The sequence below is a fragment of the Streptomyces sp. NBC_00988 genome, from assembly GCF_045162645.1.
Lineage (GTDB): Bacteria > Actinomycetota > Actinomycetes > Streptomycetales > Streptomycetaceae > Streptomyces.
Genome location: NZ_CP108730.1, coordinates 10,482,692 through 10,504,640 on the forward strand (window position 1 = coordinate 10,482,692; position 21,949 = coordinate 10,504,640).

General features: G+C 69.3%; 15 protein-coding genes, 1 pseudogene and 1 riboswitch. Of the genes and pseudogenes, 13 read left to right on the plus strand and 3 right to left on the minus strand.

All coding sequences use genetic code 11. From position 1 onward, the window contains the following. Window positions 1-110: 110 nt before the first annotated feature. Window positions 111-1,160: a glycoside hydrolase family 6 protein gene (locus OG496_RS47355; RefSeq protein ID WP_405975299.1), complete on the plus strand. Its 1,050-nt coding sequence runs from the start codon at window positions 111-113 to the stop codon at window positions 1,158-1,160. A gap of 54 nt (window positions 1,161-1,214) precedes the next feature. Here OG496_RS47355 and OG496_RS47360 read toward each other — a convergent pair whose 3' ends face one another. Further along, complete coding sequence (locus OG496_RS47360) at window positions 1,215-3,176, minus strand: DUF2264 domain-containing protein (protein WP_405975300.1); 1,962 nt, start codon at window positions 3,174-3,176, stop codon at window positions 1,215-1,217. Continuing rightward, window positions 3,173-4,210, minus strand: a complete 1,038-nt coding sequence (locus tag OG496_RS47365; protein WP_366491873.1) for a LacI family DNA-binding transcriptional regulator — start codon at window positions 4,208-4,210, stop codon at window positions 3,173-3,175. Before OG496_RS47365 ends, OG496_RS47360 begins: the two co-directional genes overlap by 4 nt. A gap of 259 nt (window positions 4,211-4,469) precedes the next feature. On the opposite strand from OG496_RS47365, the gene OG496_RS47370 reads away from it, so the two are divergent. The 3 genes from OG496_RS47370 to OG496_RS47380 are packed head-to-tail and all read left to right on the plus strand — an operon-like array spanning window position 4,470 to window position 7,877. Next, entirely contained in the window at window positions 4,470-5,960 is a 1,491-nt protein-coding gene (locus tag OG496_RS47370; protein ID WP_405975301.1) for an ABC transporter substrate-binding protein, read from the plus strand. A gap of 9 nt (window positions 5,961-5,969) precedes the next feature. Further along, the gene (locus tag OG496_RS47375) at window positions 5,970-6,965 is read left to right on the plus strand and encodes a carbohydrate ABC transporter permease (RefSeq protein WP_405975302.1); all 996 of its coding nucleotides are present in this window, start codon (window positions 5,970-5,972) and stop codon (window positions 6,963-6,965) included. Window positions 6,966-7,007: 42 nt separating this feature from the next. Then, window positions 7,008-7,877 (plus strand): carbohydrate ABC transporter permease, encoded by an 870-nt coding sequence (locus tag OG496_RS47380; protein WP_399390530.1) that lies wholly within the window; start codon window positions 7,008-7,010, stop codon window positions 7,875-7,877. A 42-nt stretch (window positions 7,878-7,919) separates the two neighbouring features. Here the strand turns inward: OG496_RS47380 and OG496_RS47385 are convergent. Continuing rightward, window positions 7,920-8,948 (minus strand): annotated as a pseudogene (locus OG496_RS47385) (glycoside hydrolase family 43 protein). 142 nt (window positions 8,949-9,090) lie between these two features. Here OG496_RS47385 and OG496_RS47390 point away from each other — a divergent pair. The 9 genes from OG496_RS47390 (at window position 9,091) to OG496_RS47430 (ending at window position 21,725) form a co-directional block, all read left to right on the plus strand. Next, on the plus strand, window positions 9,091-10,908 hold the full coding sequence (locus OG496_RS47390) for an ABC transporter ATP-binding protein (RefSeq protein WP_399390526.1): 1,818 nt from the start codon (window positions 9,091-9,093) through the stop codon (window positions 10,906-10,908). A 225-nt stretch (window positions 10,909-11,133) separates the two neighbouring features. After that, window positions 11,134-12,483: an extracellular solute-binding protein gene (locus tag OG496_RS47395; protein ID WP_405975303.1), complete on the plus strand. Its 1,350-nt coding sequence runs from the start codon at window positions 11,134-11,136 to the stop codon at window positions 12,481-12,483. Further along, entirely contained in the window at window positions 12,480-13,478 is a 999-nt protein-coding gene (locus OG496_RS47400; RefSeq protein WP_405975304.1) for a carbohydrate ABC transporter permease, read from the plus strand. Before OG496_RS47395 ends, OG496_RS47400 begins: the two co-directional genes overlap by 4 nt. Next, the gene (locus tag OG496_RS47405; RefSeq protein WP_405975305.1) at window positions 13,475-14,332 is read left to right on the plus strand and encodes a carbohydrate ABC transporter permease; all 858 of its coding nucleotides are present in this window, start codon (window positions 13,475-13,477) and stop codon (window positions 14,330-14,332) included. Before OG496_RS47400 ends, OG496_RS47405 begins: the two co-directional genes overlap by 4 nt. Before the next feature lie 57 nt (window positions 14,333-14,389). Continuing rightward, window positions 14,390-15,919: a glycosyl hydrolase family 28 protein gene (locus tag OG496_RS47410; protein ID WP_405975306.1), complete on the plus strand. Its 1,530-nt coding sequence runs from the start codon at window positions 14,390-14,392 to the stop codon at window positions 15,917-15,919. Beyond that, window positions 15,916-19,248, plus strand: coding sequence for an alginate lyase family protein (locus tag OG496_RS47415; RefSeq protein ID WP_405975307.1), 3,333 nt, complete (start codon window positions 15,916-15,918; stop codon window positions 19,246-19,248). The genes OG496_RS47410 and OG496_RS47415 overlap by 4 nt, the downstream gene beginning before the upstream one ends. 27 nt (window positions 19,249-19,275) lie before the next feature. After that, a complete protein-coding gene (locus OG496_RS47420) occupies window positions 19,276-20,532 on the plus strand; it encodes an alginate lyase family protein (RefSeq protein ID WP_399390516.1) in 1,257 nt (418 codons plus the stop codon). Window positions 20,533-20,649: 117 nt separating this feature from the next. Next, window positions 20,650-20,763, plus strand: a complete 114-nt coding sequence (locus OG496_RS47425; RefSeq protein WP_366491860.1) for a putative leader peptide — start codon at window positions 20,650-20,652, stop codon at window positions 20,761-20,763. 68 nt (window positions 20,764-20,831) lie between these two features. Further along, window positions 20,832-21,725 carry a glutathione S-transferase C-terminal domain-containing protein gene (locus OG496_RS47430; RefSeq protein WP_405975308.1) on the plus strand — a complete coding sequence of 298 codons (894 nt, stop codon included), beginning with the start codon at window positions 20,832-20,834 and terminating at the stop codon, window positions 21,723-21,725. Window positions 21,726-21,802: 77 nt separating this feature from the next. Next, a riboswitch (SAM riboswitch) is annotated at window positions 21,803-21,910 on the plus strand. Window positions 21,911-21,949: the final 39 nt, after the last annotated feature.

Genomic DNA, 21,949 nt, shown 5'->3' on the forward strand with positions numbered 1-21,949 from the left:
GCGGCCTGAACGCACCAACCGCCGTGGCCCCGCCCGCGCTTGGACGAGCGCGGGCGAGAGCCGAGCCGAGGGGCCCGCGGCAGCCCCGCCCCGAGAGATAGGGACGCACCATGCGCTGGAAAGCCCTGCTCAAAACAGACCCCCTGGGGACCGTCTCGTCGAAAACCGCCTCGCTCAACACTGGCCCGCACAAGACCACCTCGCTCAAAACGGTCTCGCTCCGAACTGCCCTGATCTGTCTGCTCGTTGCACCGCTGTCCCTCGTGGCGACCGGCTCGGCAGCCGCCGCCAGCCCGGTCTCCCTGACGAGCGGCTTCTACTCCAACCCCGACTCGGGCCCGGCCGTCTGGGTCCGCAACAACCCCTCCGACTCCCGCGCCGCGCGCATCCAGTCGGCGATCGCGTCCCAGCCGATCGCCCGCTGGTTCGCGAACGAGAGCGCGGGGATCGGACCGGCCGTGTCCGGCTACGTCGGCGCCGCCGACAGCCACGACAAACTGCCGGTCCTGGTGGCGTACAACATCCCGGGCCGGGACGCGTGCGGCGGCGAGTCGTCGGGCGGCGCGGGCAGCGTGGCCGCCTACCGCACCTGGATCTCCACCTTCGCGGCGGCCGTCGGCACCCACCCCGCCGTCGTCGTCATCGAGCCGGACGCCCTGTCCGACTTCAGCTGTCTGACCAGCGCACAGATCAGCGACCGCCTCGCGATGCTCTCCTACGCCACCCAGATGTTCCAGCAGAAGGCACCCAACACCTGGGCCTACCTCGATGCCGGACACACCAACTGGGTCGACCCGGCGACCATGGCGAGCCGACTGAGGTCGGCGGGCGTGGCCAACATCCGCGGCTTCTCCCTGAACGTCTCGAACTTCTACACCACCCCGTCCTCGGAGACCTACGGCAACTCGATCAACTCGGCGCTCGGCGGCACCTCCCACTTCGCCGTCGACACCAGCCGCAACGGCAACGGCTCCAACGGCGAATGGTGCAACCCCGCCGGACGGAAACTCGGCGTCACTCCACGAGTGGGCGGCGCCGAGGACCTGCTGCTGTGGGTCAAGACACCGGGCAACTCCGACGGGCAGTGCGGCGTCGCACCGACCGTGCCCGCCGGGCAGTTCAGTCCCGATCTCGCCGTCAGGCTCATCGACGGCACGTGATCGCGGTGTGGGGCGCGGGCCCCTGACAGCCCGCGTCCCACGCCGTCCCGTTCATCAACTCGGCGGCTCCAGACGGACGTTGTCCGCCGTTCCGTCGGGCCAGGTGACGGAGGCGAGGGCGGTGCCGTCACCGTCGTAACAGACCTCCAGTCGTACGGCGTCGGCGGCACCCGGCCCCGCGACCACCCCGGAGAGACAGACCAACGCGGCGTAGACCGTGCCCAGTTGGACCTCCGCGGTGGTGGCGAGCCAGGGTGTCGCCGAGTGCGGCCCGAGGGCGTTGGCGTCCCGCGCGGTGGCGATGCCCGCCTCGTCGAAACCGCGTAGCCCAACCACTGTGCTGGACAGGCCGGTTGGGCGGTGCGCCCATGCGGCCGGCTGGGGCTCCAGGTGCATCGCCGGCGGTTCGGCGTCGGCCAGGCAGTAGCCGCCGAGGCGCAGTCGCAGCGGTTCCTGGACCGGGCCGTCGACGCGCGCGAGCCGCACCTCCAGCGGGCCGTTCAGCACGGACGCCGTCGTGATCCACGGACCTGTACGGAAGTCGGGCGCGGGATTGTGGGCGTACGGAGCGGGCACCGGGCTGACCGGCCAGTGCGCGCGATGGCGGGAGACAGCCGTACGCACACCCAGGTGCAGGCGGGTCAGCGGTCGGCGGTGGGAAGGGCGTCCGTCGGCGTCGAGCAGCGCGATGTGCGAGTCGATCGGGTCGTTCAGGCTCGACTCCGTGCTGTCGGGGGCGGCGTGGGAGGCGTAGGCGAGGCGGCTGTACACCGGGTCGTCCGCCTCGGGGGCGGTGCCGTCACCGAAGGCGTGGTCGCTGCCGTGGTTGACGACGCGTACGACTCCGTCCGCCGCCGTGCCGGAGACGAGCCACCCCGGGGCGGTCAACGTCCGCCGCACGTCCCGGGTTTCGATCGGCAGGGCCTCTTCCTTCTCCGTCCACACCGGGTGTTCCGCCGACAGCACCAGCCCGGCGAAGCCCTTGCTCGACCAGTACGGCGAGCCGGGCCCCGAGTACGGCTGCCGGATGGCCGTGAACTCCCCGTGCCAGCCCAGCGGTTGGAGCCCGCGCCCGTCGAAGCAGCCGGCCTCGGTGAAGTGCCGTAGGACTCCGCTCGCGAGGCGGCGGGTACGGCCCGCCGGCAGGGGAGTGGCGTCGAAGACGGCGCCCGCCCACAGCGGGCAGAGCGTCGCGTAGCGGTAGGTGAGGGAGCGGCCCTGGAACAGCGGGGCGCCGTCCGCCGCCACCAGGTGCTGGGCGTCGGCCAAGTAGCGGCGCAGGCGGGCCCGGTAGCGGGGGAGGAGGGCGGGGTCCGCGTCGGCGCCGGAGATGCGGCAGTACCAGAGCGGGTAATAGTGCATCGCCCAGCCCGAGTAGTGGTCGAAGTGGCGCAACGGGCCGCCGGTGCCGCCTCCGTCGGAGTACCAGCCCTCGCCCGCGTACCAGGACTCCGTGCGCGCGATCGCGTGGTCGATGTCGGGTGCGCTCCACGGGGCGCCGACCGAGCGCAGGAACGCGGACGTGATCGCCCTGAACCAGACCCAGTTGTTGTCGGGGACCTCACTGCCGAGCAGGTCCGTCATCCAGGCGACGATCCGTTGCCGTACGCCGTCGTCGAGCCGGTCCCAGATCCAGGGCCGGGTCTCGTGCAGCGCGATCGCCACCGACGCGCACTCCACCTTGGCCTGCCCGCACTCGCGCATGCTCGGCCAGTGTTCCGGCGCGTGCGGGTCCGTGCCGGCGGTCAGGCCCTCGGCGTACCAACCGGCGTGGTCGTACGGGTCGTTGTCGCCGGAGTGGGCCAGGCGGAAGCCCGCGAGGAGGAAGGTGCGGGCGAAGCCTTCGAGGCCGTCGCTGTGCCGGCCGTTGCGGCTGGCGGGGCCCGGGAGATGGAGCAGGGCGTGCCGGTCGGTGGAATACGGGCGGACGGCGGTCAGTTGGGCGTCGGCCAGGGCCTCCCAGTGGGTACGCGTCCAGCCGGTGTGCGGGGAGAGGAGCCGGTCCTCCGGTATCAACTGTCCACCTTTCCAACGGGGTTGAGGCGGGCCGGGGGCGCTACCGACTGCCGTACGACGACGTGCGAGCCGAGCACCACACGGCGGCTCGGCGGGTCCATGGGGCGGCGGTGCAGGGCCAAGCGGGTCGCGGAGCGGCCGAGTTCCTGCTGCGGGACGTGCACGGTGGTCAGCCGGGGGTAGAGGTCCTCGGCGAGCGGGATGTCGTCGAAGCCGACCACGGAGAGGTCGTCCGGGACCGAGCGGCCCAGGTCGCGGGCGGCGGCGATGGCACCGGCCGCGCTCATGTCGCTCGCGCAGAAGACCGCGGTGGCGTCGGTGTCGGTGAGGAGGCGGCAGGCCGCCTCGTAGCCGGACTCCCGTGTCATGTCGCTCTCGGCGACGAGCGCCGGGTCGGGCTTGACGCCGTGTGCGCGCAGCGCCCGTTCGTACCCTTCGAGGCGCTGGCCCGCCACGCTGAACTCGTGCGGGCCCGCCAGATGGGCCACCCGGGTGTGGCCGGCGGAGAGCAGATGGCTGGTGGCGGCGAAGGCGCCGCTCTCCATGTCGCACTCCACCACGTCCACCGGCGCCTTCGCGCCGCCCTTCCACGGCCGGGCGCAGAGCACCAGACGGGAGCCCGCCCGCTCCAACCCCTCGGCGGCGGCGGTGAGTTGGGCGAGATGCTCCTCGGTCTCGGCCATGCCGCCGACCAGGATGACCGCCTCCGCGCCGCGCTGGCGCATCAGGTCGATCACCGACAGCTCCCGCTCCGGGACGCCCTGCGTGGAACAGACCAGGCAGACTCGGCCGTCGGCGACCGCCTGCTCCTCCACCCCGGAGGCGACGTTCATGAAGAACGGCGAGGTGATGTCGTTGACCACCATCGCGATCAGCCCCGAAGTCGTGTTCAGGGAGCGGGCGTTGGCGTTGACCACGTAGTCGAGGTCCTGCACGGCCTGCATGACCCGCTCGTGCGTCGCCGGGGGAGCGGTGTACGCCCCGCTGAGAATCCGCGACACGGTGGCGACGGACACGCCCGCGCGCGATGCCACGTCACGGATCGTCGCCCGTCCTGCGGAACCCCGACCTTGAGCCATGCTCTGCTTCTCCTCGCCCCGGTGAACAGCCGATGTAAGTAACAACGATGAAAAAGTTACACAACCGGCGAGGGTTTCTCTACGGCCCGGGTGCAGGTACCTGTCGGAGTTTCCCCAGCATTGTCAAACCTCTTGACGGCTGTGAGTCGTCCCCATAACGTCCCAGTTCCTGTAACCGGTTAAGTGAACGTTACACGCCTCGGAGGAACACCAGATGACTTCGTCGAACGTCTCCAGACGCGGCCTCCTGCGCACCGCCGCACTCGGTGCCGGCACCCTCGCCCTGGGCGGCGGCCTGAGCGCGTGCGGCTCCGGCTCCCCCTCCTCGTCGGCGGACGCGCTCACCTACTGGGACTGGTACGTCACCCAAGCCCCCTGGGTGGACAAGGAGATCGAGCTCTTCGAGAAGGGCCACAGCGGCGTCAGCGTCAAGAAGACCACCCAACAGAACGCCAAGTACCCGGACTTGGTCGCGCTCGCCAACCGCAGCGGCAACCCGCCGGACGTCTTCATGATCCCGCAGGTCCCCAGCGTCGCCGAGCAGGTCGCCAAGGGCTGGCTGCACCCGCTCGACGAGTGGGCGACCCCGGCGTGGCAGTCGCGCTTTCCCGAGGGCACCTTCCTGGAAGGCGCCAACGTCTTCGACGGCAAGGTCTACTCGGCCCCGCTGAAGGGCTCCGGCCCGCAGCTCCAGCTCTACATCCACCACGGCGTCTTCAAGTCCGCCGGCCTGACGAACCCCGACGGCAGCGTCAAGATCCCCCGCACCTGGGACGAGGTCACCAGCGCCGCCCAGACGATCACCAAGAAGAGCGGCGGCAAGTCGTACGGCTTCGGCTTCGGCAACGCCGACGGCATCGGGGTCCTCGCCTGGTGGCTGGACCTCTTCGTGCGTGGCGCGGGCGCACCGGGCGGCGCCCCCACCGTGCCCGGCACCGGCATGGACTACCGCGTCGGCAAGTGGACGTTCGGCACCGACCGTTCGTACGCCGACTTCCTGGAGCTGTTCGTCGAGTGGAAGAAGCGCGGCTTCTTCCACCCCAACTCCGTGAGCCTGTCGGACGAAGCGGCCCGCGCGTTCTTCGAGCGCGGCAAGTTCGGCATGACCGTCGGCGGTGTGTGGAACCAACCCGAGTGGACCCAGCACAAGTTCACGGACTACAGCCTGGTCACCCTGCCCTCGCCGACCGCGACCCCGAAGGGCTTCTACTACGCCGACCCGGTCGGCAACGGCACCTTCGCCGCGGTCTCCGCCAAGAGCAAGAAGGCGCACGAGGGGTTCCAGTGGCTCGACGCGCTGACGTCCCCCGCCGCCGGGCGCCGCTGGGTCGAGGACCTCAACGGCGTCTCGGCCCACCCCGCGGACAACGACCCGGACGGCATCGACTCCAAGCCCTTCGCCGCCTTCATCGGCATGACCGAGCAGGTACTGCGCGGCCCGGTGCCCCTCGTACGCAACCCGGAACTGGCCGGTGTCGCGCCCGGCGTCCCCAAGCCGGACATCAGCGATGTGGTCACCGGCGTCTACACGGGTCAAATCAAGGACGTCCAGGGCGCGTTGAGCAGCCTGGCCGACAAGAAGTTCCAGCTCCTGTCCGACGCGGTCGCCGCGGTGGCCAAGCAGGGCAAGAAGGTCAGCACGTCCGACTACGTCTTCGCGGACTGGGACCCGACCAAGCCGTACACCACGAAGAAGAAGGCGTGAGCCGACACCATGTCACTCCTCGACACCCGCCAGCGCCGGCGAACGCCCCCGACTCCACCCACGGTCGCCGCCCGCCCGAGCCTCGGCCGCCGCATCCGCGCCGCCAAGTGGTCGTACCTCTACCTCGCCCCCATGGCCGTACTCCTGCTGGCCTTTGTGGTCTACCCGATCTTCGCGTCCTTCGGCTACACCTTCTACCGCTGGAACGGCATCGGCGCACCCGGTAACTACGTGGGCCTCGCCAACTTCCGGCAGATCCTGAGCGACAGCATCTTCTGGGGCGCGGTCGAGCACACCTTCGTCTACGCCTTCGTCCTCGTCCCGGTGCAGCTCCTGCTGGCGTTGGCGCTCGCGCTGGTGCTGAACAACCCGAAGCTCAAGTTCGCGCTGTTCTTCCGGACCGTCTACTTCATCCCCGTCGTCACCTCGGCCGCGGTCGTCGGCGTCGTCATCCAGCTCATGCTCGCCAACTTCGGTGATTCGGCGGGGAGTCTGCTCGCCAAGACCGGAGTGACGGACGGGCACATCGACTGGCTCGGCGATCCGCACACGGCGCTCGCCGTGATCATCGCGATCGGCATCTGGCACACGCTGGGCTACAACCTCGTCTACTTCCTCGCCGGACTGCAGACCATCCCGGCCGAGTTGTACGAAGCGGCGAAGCTCGACGGCTGCGGGCCTGTGCAGTCCTTCTTCCGCATCACCATCCCGATGCTGCGCCAAGTCGGCGTCGTCATCGTGGTGTTGGCGTTCATCGGCAGCTTCCAGGTCTTCGACCTGGTGCAGGTCCTCACCGGCGGCGGCCCGTACTTCGCCACCGAGGTCGTCAACACGTACATCTACCACCTGGCCTTCGGCGGCTCCGCCGGCGCCGCCGCCCAGCCCGACATCGGCCTGGCCTCCGCCGCCTCGTTCCTCTACGGACTGCTGCTCATCGTCTTCTCCGCGCTCCAGGTCCTCGCCCTGCGCGGGATCAGCCGCCGGCGCACGGCCGCCAACCAATAAGCCAGCCGATCAACGGCCGCCAACCAGCAAAGGGTCACGTCGATGTCCACACTGTCCCAACGCCCGCGCCCGCGAACGCGGTTGAGCCTGCGCCGAGGCCGACGCGGTCTGCTCTATCTCGCGCTGCTCGGCGGCGGCCTCGTCTGGCTCTACCCGTTCCTGTGGGCGCTCGGCAGTTCACTCAAGAGCACCGACGGCTTCTTCTCCGGCGGGCTCAACCCGATCCCGTCCGAGTTCCACTGGTCCAACTACAGCGAGGCCTGGACCCAGGCGGACTTCAGCAAGTTCTTCGTGAACACGGTCCTGTTCGCGACCGGCACGGTCATCGTCACCCTGCTCGCCACCTCGATGGCAGGCTACGTCCTCGCCCGCACCGACTTCCCCGGCAAGAAGATCTGGCTCGGTCTGGTCGGCGTGACGCTCTTCCTGCCGCACGGTTACACGATCATCCCGGTCTTCGACCTCATCCAGCGCCTCCATCTCCTCAACACCCTCTGGTCGGTGGTCATCGTCCAGTCGGCGGGCGGGATGGTCTTCGGCACCTTCCTCTTCATGGGCTACTTCACGACGATCGACCGGGGGCTGGAGGACGCGGCCCGCGTGGACGGCGCGAACTTCCACCAGATCTTCTGGCGGATCATGCTCCCGCTGTCCGGGCCGATGCTGGCGACCGTCGGCCTGTTCGCCTGCATCAACGCCTGGAACAGCTTCTTCATCCCGCTCGTCTTCACCCTCTCCCGCCCCGAACTCCACACCCTGTCCGTGGGCATGTTCAACTTCATCGGCCAGAACTCCACCGCGTGGACCCTGGTGTGCGCGGGGTCGGTCATCACGCTGCTGCCCATCGTCCTGATCTTCATCGTGCTGCAGCGCTTCTTCATCAACGGGCTGGCGGGCGCGGTCAAGCAGTAACGAGGAGCGGCCGCTGAGCAGTTGAGAGCGGCGGCGGCCGGGTCATCCGCCGCCGTCGAGGTCGACGCACTGCCGCAGCACCCGCACCTCATCGCCGACGATGTCCATCTCGTACAGCTTCCCGCGCGCGTTCTCGAACGGCCGGTGCAGGATCATCGTCAACCGGCCCTCGAACGTCCGGAACAGCATCCCGTGCCCGCTGTCCTCCCGCACCAGCGGCCGCTCCTGCCGCCAGGGCCCGGTGATCTCACCGGACTTGGAGACGGCGTAGGTCTGGACGTAACCACCGGTGAGGCTGCCGTCCGCGCCGAGCACGTTCTTCTCGTACGTCGACCACAGCATGAGCAGGGAGCCGTCGGGGGCGCGGTACAGCTGCGGGCCGTCCGTGACGTAGGGCGGGAGCTGGTGCGGTGCGCCGGCTGGGATCTCCTCGCCGATCCAGGGCGCGTCCGAGGCATTGAAGAGGAAGACCGGGTCGCCGGTCGTCCCGGTCAGGTCCGGGGTCAGCCGGATGGCCTCCATCGTGCCGTCGACGGTCTGCAGCCACTCGTGCGCGTACACCATCCATGGCTGCCCGGACGGGTCGACGTACAGCGTGCCGTCCAGGGTCATGAGGTGCTCGGGCGGGGTGGGGCGCGCGGGGTCGACCGACGTGAAGGGGCCCAGCAGGGATTCGGACACGGCCGTGATCGTGCCCCGCCGATGGTTCGCGAGCTAAAACGGCGTGCCCCAGCGGCCGGTTGGGGGTACGGGAAGCGGACTGTCTTCGTCGTGCAGCGTGGTGAACAGGTAGTACCTGCCGTCCCAGGCGTGCACCTCCGGCGCCCAACCGCCGTCGCTCGCCCAGAGTTTGGGCTGCTCCGCCGCCAGGAACACCACCACGGGACGCGACCAGTCGCGCAGGTCACGGCTGCGGTAGGCCATCGTGCCGACGCCTTCCACGCCCGACACGGAAGGGTCGTTGGACGTGTAGAGGTAATACGTGCGGGTCGTGTCGTCGGCCACGATGAACGGATCGTGCAACGGCATGTCGGGAAGCCGCATCGGCTCGCCCACGGGATCGGTCGCCATGGTGTCACCGTAGAGCCCGCAAACCCCGTGCGCATCACAGCTGTTGAGGGAAAAACGCTTGGACCGCACGGGTGTCGACGCGGGACACTGCCACTTCCGGCCTGCCCCTTCACCGGGCTGCCGTCGACTCCACGGGGTGGGAATGGGATCGCCTGAATCGCGCGACGTCGGGCCGCGCAAAGGCTCGGTGTTACTCGCACTTCGGTACTACGGACGGGAGTTGGCCCGCCTCCGTCGCTGGACCGCGCCCGCCACACTGCTGCCCGCAGTGGGCAACATCGGCATCAACTACATCGCGCCGCTGATCGTCGCCAAGCTCGTCGGCCGTATCGCCGGAGACGCGGACATCAGCGTCCGCACGACGCTGCCGTACGTTCTCGGGTTCGCCGGAGTGCTGCTGCTCGCCGAGGTGTTCTGGCGCCTCGGACTGCACTGTCTGAACCGGCTGGACGCGCTCGGCATCGAGCACCTGTACGTGATCGGCATGGACGAGCTCTTCGCCAAGGACGCCGCGTTCTTCCACGACAACTTCGCCGGGTCGCTCACCAAACGGGTGTTGAGCTTCGCCTCCCGCTTCGAGGAGTTCGTCGACACGATGACCTTCCAGGTGGTGGGCAGTCTGGTCCCGCTGCTGTTCGGCTCCGTCGTGCTGTGGCGCTACGAACCGCTGCTCGTCGTGGGCCTGTTGGCGATGATCGCGCTCACCGGCCTGGTCGTCGCGCCCCTCATCCGGCGCCGCCAGGCACTCGTCGACCTGCGCGAGGAGGCCATCGCCCGGGTGTCCGGCCATGTCGCCGACAGCCTGATGAACATGGACACGGTCCGCGCGTTCGCCGCCGAGGAACGCGAGGCCGCCGAACACCGCTCCCGCGTCGCCCAGTCGAGGCGCCTGACCCTCCGCTCCTGGGACTACGGCAACCTGCGCATCGACACCCTGGTCGCACCGCTTTCCGTGCTCACCAACGCGCTGGGCCTGCTCCTCGCGGTGGCCCTCGGCGGCGGCGAACACGGCGTCGAGGCGGTCGTGGTCGCGTTCACGTACTACACGAACGCGACCCGGATCATGTTCGAGTTCAACCAGATCTACCGGCGCCTGGAAAGCTCGATGACCGAAGCCGCCCAGTTCACCGAGCTGTTGATGGCACCGCCCAGCGTGGTCGACCCGGCCTCGCCGGAGCCGTTGCTGCCTCGTCCCGCGTCCGTCCGCTTCGAGAACGTGACCTTCGCCCACGCTGGCGCCGACACCCTCTTCGACGGACTCGACCTGACCGTGCCCAGCGGCACGAAGATCGGCCTCGTCGGCCGGTCCGGCGGCGGCAAGACCACGCTCAGCCGGCTGCTCCTGCGGATGACGGACATCGACGCCGGCCGCATCCTGATCGGCGGCCAGGACATCAGCAAGCTGCGCCAGGCCGACCTGCGCAGCCTGATCGCCTACGTCCCGCAGGACCCGGCGATGTTCCACCGCACCCTGCGCGAGAACCTCACCTTCGCCCGGCCCGACGCCACCGACGCCGAGGTCCGGCGGGCCGCCGAGGCCGCGCACGTCACGGAGTTCGCCGACGCGTTGCCGGACGGCTTCGAGACGATGGTGGGAGAGCGCGGGATCAAGCTCTCCGGCGGCCAGCGCCAACGCGTCGCCCTCGCCCGCGCGATCCTGCGCGACGCTCCGATCCTGCTGCTCGACGAGGCGACCAGCGCGCTCGACTCCGAGAGCGAGATCCTCGTCCAGGAAGCCCTGTGGCGGCTCATGGAGGGCCGGACCGCACTCGTCGTCGCGCACCGGTTGAGCACCGTCGCCGGCATGGACCGGCTCGTCGTCCTCGACCGCGGCCGGATCGTCGAACAGGGTGCGCATCAGGAGCTGTTGGCCGCGGACGGCGCCTACGCGAAGCTCTGGCGGCACCAGTCGGGCGGCTTCCTCGACGACACCCCCGAGCAGGCCGCCGACCTGCACTGACGGCCCGAACACCGGCCGGATTCCCGGGACTTGACCCATCGGATTCCCGGGACTTCGGCCGCGCCTGGCGGACAACCGGTTTCTAGCCGACCGTGTTCCAGCGCCGTCTCGCCGGGGTTACCCAGTCTTTTCGAAAGTTCGCCCAAGGTCTTGACGCCGTTTCCGAGCCGGAAGAAGCTCTGCCCCAACGCGTGACAACCGGTTTCTATTGGAGGTGGTGCGGTCATGCCCCCACGTGCTGGTGCGCCTCTGAGCCGCCGACGATTTCTCGCCCTCTCGGCAACCGGTGCCGCGACCGGCGCGGCGGCGCTGAACGGCTGCGCCCTCCAGGTGTCGACCGGAGTGAGCGGAGCGGGCGAGACCGTCACGGCGATGGTCAAGGACGGCGACATCACCACCGACCAGATCACGCAGGCCCACAAGGACCTCGGCATCAAGATCCACCTGGTGCGCTACGACCTCACCAAGCTCATCGCGATGATGACCACCGGCGCCCCGCCGGATCTGGTGCGCGGCGTCGGCGCCGTGGACGCTCCGTACTTCGTGGCCCGGGACGTCGCCGAGAACCTCGACCCGTACTTCGCCGGGAGCACCGTCCTCAAGGCCGACGACCTCGACCCGGTCAACGACCTGTGGCGCTACGACGGCCACACCCAGGGCAAGGGCCCGCGCTACGGCATGGCGAAGGACTTCTCCCAGGACTCCATGTACTGGTACAACACCGCACACTTCGACACAGCGGGCGTCGCCTACCCGCCGGAGACCCAACCGGTCACCTACGAACAGTGGTTGGCGGACGCCAAGCGCCTCACCCAGCGCAAGAACGGGCAGACGACCGTCTTCGGCGGCAGCTACAACGGGCTCAACGCCCCAGGTCTGCTGGCCGGGTTGACGGCCGCAGCCGGTGGCAGCCTGTTCGGCGACGACTTCTCCCGCGTCGACTTCACCACCCCCGAGGCCCGCAAGGCACTGGCCTGGTACATCGACTACTGCCGGGCCAAGGTCGGCCCGAGCCTGATCCAGCCCGACCCCAACGGCTGGGACGGGCCCACCTATCAGGCCGGCCGGATGGCCATGACGGGCAGCGGCTACTGGCTCGGCGGCATGATCGACACCGACAAGAAGCTGGCCCGGGTGTCCCGGCTCGCCCCCGCCCCGGTCTTCGCGGGCGGCTCACGCCTGAGCCCCTGCCAGGGCGGCACCGGCCTGTGGATGCCGAAGATGGCCCCCAACAAGGACGCCGCGTGGCGGGTCTTCGAGTGGTTCTTCGGCGAGGCACCGGCCAAGGAGCGCGCGTCGAGCGGCTGGGGCATCCCGAGCCTGAAGTCCCTGCGGCCCCTGATGCCTGCTCAGGAGCCGTATCAGAAGCGGGTGTTGAGGGTGCAGGAGGCCGAGCTGAAGCACTTCTCGGTGACCGCCTTCACACCGTACGCCTCGGCCGACGCGCTCGCCGCCCTCTTCAACCAGGCCGCCCCCGCCGCCATGTCGGGCGGGATCTCCGTCGACACCCTCGCGGGCCGGCTGAACTCGTCCATGAACGAGCAGCTCAAGCGCGGTAAGGAGCAAGTGGGATGACGGTCGATCAGATCACCACCGTCACGGGTCGCCCCGGCTCGGCCGCGAGCGGTGAACGGACGCGGGCGGCACGGCAGCCGCGGACCACCGCGACCGGGCGCAGACACCGCGCGTTCTACATGTTCACCTCGCCCTGGATCATCGGCTTCCTGCTGCTGACCATCGTCCCCATGGCGTACGCGCTGTGGCTGAGCTTCACCACGTTCGACGGCATCTCCCCGCACTGGCGCTACGTCGGCCTCGGCAACTACCGCGAGCTGTTCTCCGACTCGGTGACCTGGGCCGCGCTCGGCCGCACGGGACTGTTCGCGATGACCTCCGTGCCGTTGTCGATCGCGGCGGGGCTCGGGCTCGCGGTCCTGGTCAACCGTCCGCTGAAAGCACGCGGGCTGTTCCGCACCCTGCTCTATCTGCCCGCCGTGGTGCCGCCGGTCGGCGCGGGCATCGCCTTCAAGCAGCTCTTCGACCAGAACTCCGGTGCCGCGAACGGGGTGTTGAACACCTTCGGCATCAACGCTCTTGGCTGGCTGGCCGATCCGTACGCCCGCTACGTGCTGCTGATGAGCGTGCTGTGGACCGCCGGAAACATCATGATCATCTCGCTGGCCGGGCTCCAGGACGTACCCCGCGAACTCCACGAGGCGGCCCGCATCGACGGCGCGAGCGCCTGGCGGACCTTCCGCAGCATCACCGTGCCGCTGCTGTCCCCGGTCCTGCTCTTCCAGACCGTGACCGGCGTGATCGCCTCCGTGCAGACCATCATGCCGCTGCTGCTGGCGCCCGACGGCACCACGGGCGGCGTCACCGCCATCCCGCAGTCCAACTACCTCTACATGATGCACGTGTTCGCGGAGTACTTCGCGCTCGGCCGCTACGGCTACGCCTCCGCACTGCTGTGGGTGCTCTTCGTCCTGATCCTCGTCGTGACCGGACTCATCTTCAGGTTCACGTCCGGCGTGGTCTTCTACAACGTCGACCCGGAGGCCAACAAGTGAGCGCCGTCAGCCCGTTGGCGAAGTCCCCGGTCCGGGTGCGGGCGGGCCGACTGGCCCTCTACACCGTCCTCGTCGCCGTCACGGGCCTGTTCCTCGGCCCCTTCGGCTGGCTCGTCCTCGCCGGTCTGAAGACCCCGGCCGAACTCGCCGCCTCGCCCGTGCACTGGCTGCCCCAGCACATCCAGTGGCACAACTTCGCCGACGCCTACCAGCTCATCGACTTCCTCGGCTACGCCCGCAACTCCCTGATCATCGCGACGATTTACGCCACCCTCGTCACCCTCAGCTCCGCCTGGGTGGGCTTCGGTTTCGCCCGCCTCTCCGCCCCCGGCGAGAAGACCCTGTTCGGCATCCTGCTCGGCTCGATGATGCTGCCCCAGATGATCACCCTGTTGCCGACCTACCTGATCTTCGCGAAGCTCGGCATGGTCGACACCTACTGGCCGTGGGTGCTGTGGGGGCTGGCCGCGGCGCCGTATCTCGTCTTCCTCTTCCGGCAGTTCTTCGCGGGCCTGCCAAGGGAGTTGGAGGAGGCCGCGATCGTCGATGGCTGCGGCTGGGCCACCATCTTCTGGCGGATCTTCCTGCCGCAGTCCTGGCCGGTCCTGAGCGCGAGCTTCGTGATCGCCTTCACCTGGACCTGGGGCGACTACATAGCCCCGCAACTCCTCCTGTCCACCGACCGCACCACCCTCGCGGTCGCCGTCATGTCCACCTACGTCACCTCGGCCGGCACCCCGGTCGCCGACCTCCAGGCCGCGGCCTCGGTGATGTACGTCGTCCCGATCCTCCTGATCTTCCTCGTCGCCCAGCGCGGGTTCGTGGCCGGGATGTCGACGAGCGGCCTCAAGTGAGCCCGGCAAGCCGCCTCAAGTAAGCCTTCCTCCCCGCCTGTTGCAAGGAGTCGCACCATGAACACACCCCTGTCCCGTCGTACGGCCCTCCAGGCGGCCGGTGCCACCGCGCTCGCCGCCGGCATCTCCGGCCTGACCGCGACGGCGGCCCACGCGTCCGGCGGCCACAACTCCCGCCCCAAGCTGGTCACTTACCCGCGCCCGACGACCATGCCGACCAACACCAGCTTCCAGGTGCGGGTCCGCAGCACCCCCGACGGCACCTGGCAGACCCTCGACATCTACCGGCCGCAGTTCGAGGAGATCAACGCCACCACCGGGTCGGGCAAGGTCTACAACTCGTCGATGGCGTACTTCGACTTCAACGGCTCGGTCGAGGTCGAGGTGACCTACCTCAAGGGCGGCACCACCAAGGCCCGGGTGAGGCCCGACGCGCTGGGCATCACGCCCGAACTCCTCGGCGACACCCTGCGGTTCACCCTCGACGAGCCGAAGGACGTCGTCGTACAGATCAACGACGAGATATTCGACGCCCTGCACCTCATCACCAACCGCGTCGAGCACCACGTCCCGTCCGCCGACGACCCGAACGTCCTCTACTTCGGCCCCGGCGTCCACACGGTCACCGGCAACGTCCTCACCGTCCCCAGCGGCAAGACCGTCTACCTCGCGGGCGGCGCCGTCCTCACCGCGCAGGTCTACTTCAAGGACGTAGAAAAGTCCCGCCTGATCGGGCGCGGGGTGCTCTACAACAACCCCGGTGGCGCGATCCTCAGCGAGGGCAGCAAGAACATCCGCATCGAGGACGTCATCATCCTCAACCCGGCAGGCTACGCGGGCACGTTCGCGGAGAGCCAGAACGTCCACATCACCAAGGCGCGCGCGTTCAGTTCGAGGGGCAACGGCGACGGCTTCGACGTCTTCTCCTCCACCGGGATCACCTTCGACGGCTGCTTCATGCGCAACTCCGACGACTGCATCGCCATTTACTGCCACCGCTGGGACTACTACGGCGACACCCGCGACATCACCGTCAAGAACTGCACCCTGTGGGCCGACGTCGCCCACCCGATCAACGTCGGCACGCACGGCAACACCGACGCCCCCGAGACGATCGAGAACCTCGTCATCAAGAACATCGACATCCTCGACCACCGCGAACCCCAGATGAACTACCAGGGCTGCATCGCCCTCAACCCCGGCGACTCCAACCTCATCAAGAACGTGCGCATCGAGGACGTCCGGATCGAGGACTTCCGCTGGGGTCAGGTCATCTACATGAAGGTCATGTACAACACGAAGTACAACACCTCGGTCGGCCGCGGCATCGAGGACGTGTACGTCAAGAACCTCAGCTACACGGGCACCCGCGCCAACCCGTCCCTCTTCCTCGGCTACGACGCCGAACACGCCATCAACAACGTCACGTTCGAGAACCTGGTGATCAACGGCCTGGTCGTCGCCGACTCGATGAAGAAGCCCACCTGGTACTACACCACGGACGAGATCCAGTGGTTCTACAACGAGCACGTGACGAACCTGAAGTTCCTCACGACCGCCGAGGCCGAGGCGGCCGCAACGTCATGAAAACCCCTGCACCGAGCCGCCGAGGTTTCCTCGGCGGCACCGCGGCCCTGCTCCTGGCATCGGGTGCGAGTGGACTCCTCGCGCCCGGTGCAGCCCGTGCCGCCGAGAACAGCACCGGTTCGGAGACCTTCACTCACCCCGGACTACTGCACACCGCCGACGACCTCGCCCGCATGAAAGCGGCGGTCGCCGCCAAGCAACCCCCGGTCTACGACGGCTACTTGGCACTCGCGGCCCACGCCCGCTCCTCCGCGTCGTACGCCGTGCAGAACACCGGCCAGATCACCAGCTGGGGCCGCGGCCCCGCCAACTACCAGAACCAGGCCGTCGCCGACTCGGCCGCCGCCTACCAGAACGCCCTCATCTGGGCCGTCACCGGCGACACCGCACACGCCGACAAGGCGCGCGACATCCTCAATGCCTGGTCCGCCTCGCTCACCGCCATCACCGGAGCGGACGGCCCCCTCGGTGCGGGCCTCCAGGCCTTCAAGTTCGTCAACGCCGCCGAACTCCTCCGCCACACCGGCTACGACGGCTGGAGCGCCGCCGACATCGCCCGCTGCGAGGACTCCTTCCTCCACGTCTGGTATCCCGCCCTGTCCTGCTACATGCCCTACGCCAACGGCAACTGGGACCTGACGTCCCTTCAATCCCTGCTCGCCATAGGCGTGTTCTGCGAGGAACCCACCCTCTTCTACGACGCGCTCCGCTTCGCCGCGGCCGGCGCCGGCAACGGCAGCGTCCTCCACCGCATCGTCACCGACGCCGGCCAGGGCCAGGAGAGCGGCCGCGACCAGGGCCACGAACAGCTCGCGGTCGGCCTGTTGGCGGATGCCGCGCAGGTCGCCTGGAACCAGGGCGTCGATCTCTGGGGCTTCGACGACAACCGCATCCTCGCCAACGTCGAGTACGCCGCCCGCTACAACCTCGGCGGCGACGTCCCCTTCGTCCCCGACCTCGACCGCACCGGCAAGTACATCAAGCTGGCCGTCTCGGCCACGTCACGAGGCAGCCTTCCGCCCATCTACGAGATGGCGTACGCGCATTACGCCGGTGTGCGCGGCCTCGACGCCCCCTACACGAAGAACGCCGTCTTTCGGGGCACCGGCGGCACTCGGGTCGTCGAGGGCAGCAACGACGACCTGCCGAGCTGGGGCACCTTCGCCTACGCGGGTGCTACGACTCCGTCTCCGGGCGTTCCTTCACCACCGGCCGGTGTTACCGCGATCGGCAACGACCGTTCCGTCACGGTGACTTGGCTGCCGTCTACCTGGGCCGACGCCTACACGGTCCTTCGGGCCACCGACGTGGACGGCCGCTACGAGAAGATCGCGTCCGGCGTCGACCGACCGACGTACACCGACCGGAACGTGCACGCCGGGCGGACGTACTACTACACAGTCACGGCCTCGAACGCCCTTGGCAGGAGCGGCAGTTCACCGTGGGCGGCCGCCTCCGCCGGTCTCCCCTCGCCCTGGTCGACCCGGGACGTGGGAGACGTGAAGATCCCCGGTTCCGCCGCGTTCGACGGCGAGCGCTTCGTCCTGGAAGCGAGTGGCACCGACGACACCTACCGTCTCGTCCACCTCCCACTGCGCGGCGACGGCACAGTCACCGCGCGGATCGTGTGGCCGCTCAGCTCCCAGTACTCCAAGATCGGCGTCACCGTCCGCGCCTCCCTCGACGCGGACGCGGCGCACGCCTCGATGCTGATCCAGGGGCTGCCGCTGCACACCTGGAGTGGGGTGTGGACGGTACGCCCGTCGACCGGTGCGGACATCTCCGCGACCGGCAGCACACCCGTACCGCCCTCCCAGCAGCAGGCGATCACGGTGAACGCCGCCTTCCCGATCTCGAACCTCGGCACGCTGCCCGAGTCCGCGACCCCGCTGGAGGCGCCGTACGTCGAGGGCGCGGGCGACGGTTACCGACTGCGGAAGCCCTACTGGGTGCGGATGACCCGGAAGGGCACACGCTGCACCGGCGCCATCTCCCCGGACGGCGTCCACTGGACCGAAGTCGGCTCCACGGACGTCGAGTTGGGCCGCACTGCATACGCCGGGCTCGCCCTCACCTCCTGCCTCGGCGTCGACGAGGACTACGCCGAGACCGGCACCGGCGCCTTCGACAACGTCACCGTGACCTCGTCGTCCGGCGCGGTCTGGCGCGTGCCCCGCCCAGCCCGTACCGCCACCGACCTACGGGCCCAAACCGGCCCCGATGCCGTCGAGTTGGCCTGGACCGACCCGGACCTCTCCGCCGAGTACACGGTGCTTCGCGGCACCCGGACGAGCGGGCCGTACGAGACCCTCGCCACCCGCGTCGGCCCCGTCGGCTTCGGCACCCGCATCCGGTACACCGACGCGACGGGGACGCCGGGAACGACGTACCACTACACGGTCGCGAAGACCAACGCCGGTGGACGCGGGCCGCGTTCGACGCCGGCGCAGGCCGTGATGCCGAACCCGACACAACCCCAACTCACCTCGGCCAGCGCCGCGTTCGCGAACCAGGGTGCCGCCTTCCGGTATCTGCTGCGGGCCTCGCACGAGCCCGTACGGTTCACCGCCGACGGGCTGCCCCGCGGCCTCCGCATCGACCGGCGCACCGGCCTGGTCTCCGGAACCCCCACGGAGACAGGCGAGTTCACGGTCGCGACGACCGCGGCCAACGCCTCCGGAACCGCGACCGGCACCCTCGCCCTCACGGTCGGCACCGCGCCGCCCGCGCCGTGGACGTACGGTGATCTCGGCGACACCGTGCTCGACGACCGTGCCTTCGGGACGCTGGGCGTGGTGGCGATCAGCACGCCCGGGAGCACGTCGTACGACGGCGGGACCTTCACCGTGCGGGGCGCGGGCGTCGACCTCAACGCCAACGGCCAGGGAATGACGGGGCAGTTCGTGCGTCGGCCCGTCAGCGGTGACTGTGAGGTCGTCGCCCGGATCGTCTCCCGCAGTGGCGTGAGCACCGACCGGGTCGGGCTGCTCATGGCGAAGTCGCTGTCGCCGTTCGACCAGGCCGCCGGAGCGATCGTCACCGGCGGGACCAGTGCCCAGCTCATGCTGCGCAAGACCGTGGCCGGTGCCTCCGCCTTCACCGGCGGTGCCGCTGTCGCCCTCCCCGCGCTGCTGCGGCTGAAGCGCGTCGGGACCGCCTTCAGCGCCGCCCTGTCCACCGATGACGGTGCCACCTGGACCCCCCTCGCCGACGGAGATATCCCCGGCTTCGGTGACGCCCCCTACTACGTGGGCCTGGTGGTCTGCTCGCGCGGCCAACTGGTCCGCTGCACCACCGAGTTCGACGAGGTGAGCATCACGCCCACCTGATCCACCACGGATTGGAGATGCACAACGATGAGCCGCACTTCCCCCCACGAGCACCTCCCCGGAACCGAGTTGAGCCGCCGCGGTCTGCTGAAGACCGCCGGAGGTCTCACCGCCGCCCTCGCCCTCGGCGGCTCCGCGGCCGCCCTGACGGGCACCACCGCCAGCGCGGCCCCCGCGACCTTCGCCCACCCCGGCGCGCTGCACAACGCCGGAGACATCAACCGGGCGAAGGTCAGGGTCGCGGCGGGCACCGACCCCTGGCTGTCCGGCTGGAACAAGCTGACCGCCAACTCCCACTCGCAGTCCACCTGGACCCCCAACCCCCAGGCGACGATCATCCGAGGCGGCACCGGCGAGAACTACGGCACGCTGTACAACGACATCGCCGCCGCCTACCAGAACGCCCTGCGCTGGCGGGTCGGCGGCACCGAGGCGAACGCCGCGTGCGCCGCGAAGATCCTCAACGCCTGGTCGTCGACACTGACCACGGTCACCGGCAACGCGGACCGGTTCCTCGCCGCCGGCATCTACGGCTGGGGGTTCGCCAACGCGGCCGAACTCATGCGGGACTACGACGCGTTCGACCTCGCCGCGTTCCAGCAGATGATGGTCGACGTCTTCTACCCGATCAACAACAACTTCCTGACCGTCCACAACGGCGCGTGCATCACCAACTACTGGGCCAACTGGGACCTGTGCAACATGGCCTCGATCATGGCCATCGGCATCCTCTGTGACGACGGCGCCAAGTACGACCAGGCCGTCACGTACTTCAAGTCGGGTGCGGGCAACGGCTCCATCGCGCACGCGGTGCCGTTCCTTTACACCGACTCGGACGGCTACGCGCTGGGCCAGTGGCAGGAGTCCGGCCGCGACCAGGGCCACACCATGATGGGCATGGGCCAGATGGGCGCGATCTGCGAGATGGCCTGGAACCAGGGCGACGACCTGTACTCGTACGACAGCCGACGCTTCATGAAGGCCGCCCAGTACGTCGCGAAGTACAACCTCGGCAGCGACGTGCCCTACACCACCTACAGCTGGGGGACCGGCCAGACCTGTTCCTACAGCGAGCAGACCGTCATCGCCTCCGGCTCCAGGGGCCAGGTCCGCCCGGTGTGGGCGATGCTCCACTACCACTACAACCGGCGCCTGTACCTCGACGACAAGTACATCTCCGCGATGGCCTACTCGGTCGCCCCCGAGGGCGGAGGGGGTGACTACGGCTCCACCAGCGGCGGCTACGACCAGCTCGGCTTCGGCACCCTGATGTACGCGAAGTAGCGGCCCGGCGCGTCCACGGGTCGGGCATCCGTGCCCGACCCGTGGACGCCCTCTTGACCCCGGGCGACGGCGGATCGACACTCCAGTAGGGAATCCTAGTGAACAGGTAGGGAAACAATGGGGCGCCTTGAGCCGGTCACCACCAGCCGCGTGGACCGTTCGCCTCTTCTGACCTCCCGCCGTCACATCGACCTGCTGCGGGTCTGCAGCGCGCTGAACCCCCCGCGCTGAGCCCCCGTCCTCCGCTCGACGACGCTTCCGCCGCGCGTACGTCCACGCGCCCGTACCCGGGGAGTCCCATGTCCAGCACGTCCAGCACGCCTCTCGCCGCCGTCCCCGCACCCCGCTCCGCCCCCACCTTCCGGGGCCGGATCGGCAGTGACGCGCGCAGCGGGCACTACGCCGTGCCGCGCCGCTACCGCCTCCATCTGTCCACCGCCTGCGCCGACGGCCTCCGCATCGCCGTCACGCACAGCCTGCTCGGCCTCGACGAGAGCTGTCCGGCCGTGTTCCTGTCCGCCGTACCCGACTGTCCGAGTGGTGGACACTCCGCGCTGCGCCCGCTCTACGAGGCGAGCGCGCACCGCTACTCAGGACCGGCCACCGCGCCGGTGCTCAGCGACGACTGGTCCGGCCGGATCGTCAGCACCCACGCTCCCGACATCATGCGCGACCTCGCCCGGCACTTCGGCGAGGGCGGACCCCAGCTGTACCCCTGCGGCGCCGAGTCGGAGATCGAGGCCGTCGAGCGGCTGTGCGCGGAAGGCATCGAGGACGCCGCGCAGCGCGCCGGTGCGGCCGGTGTCGAGCAGGAGGAGCGCGACGCGGCGGTCGGCCGACTGCTGGAGACGCTGGGTTCGCTGGACCGGTGGCTGGACGGCCGCGAGCACATGCTCCGCGACGAACTCACCGCCGCCGACGTCGAGTTGTGGGTGTCGCTGGTGCAGCTCGACACCGTGCACCGCAATCACCTGGACGCCGCCGCCGTGCAGCGCATCGCCGACCACCCCCACCTGTGGGCCTACGCCCGTCGGCTGGCCGCCCACCCGGCCTTCGGCACCCACCTCGACCTCGACGGCATCGCCCGCCGCCACCACGCCCGCTGCCGGGGCCTGGAGGCCGCCGGCGCGGCTGTCCAGATCCTGGACTGGGCGGCCCACGCGGCGGACGAAACAGGAGCTTGCCGCAGCTGAGCGCGGTCTGTGCCGTCCAGTTGATGGACAGCCATTGACATGCGTTCGGACAATTGTCTTAACTTGCGACCCAGAACGGTCATGAGTGTCAGCGACAAGCCCTGGCTTGCTGACCGGCAACCCTCGCACGCGGTGGGGTGCCCCAGGTGACGACCGGACCGGATGACGTTCGGTAAGCGCGAGGCCCCGCGGGGCCGGAACAGTGACAGGTGACGCCATGTACG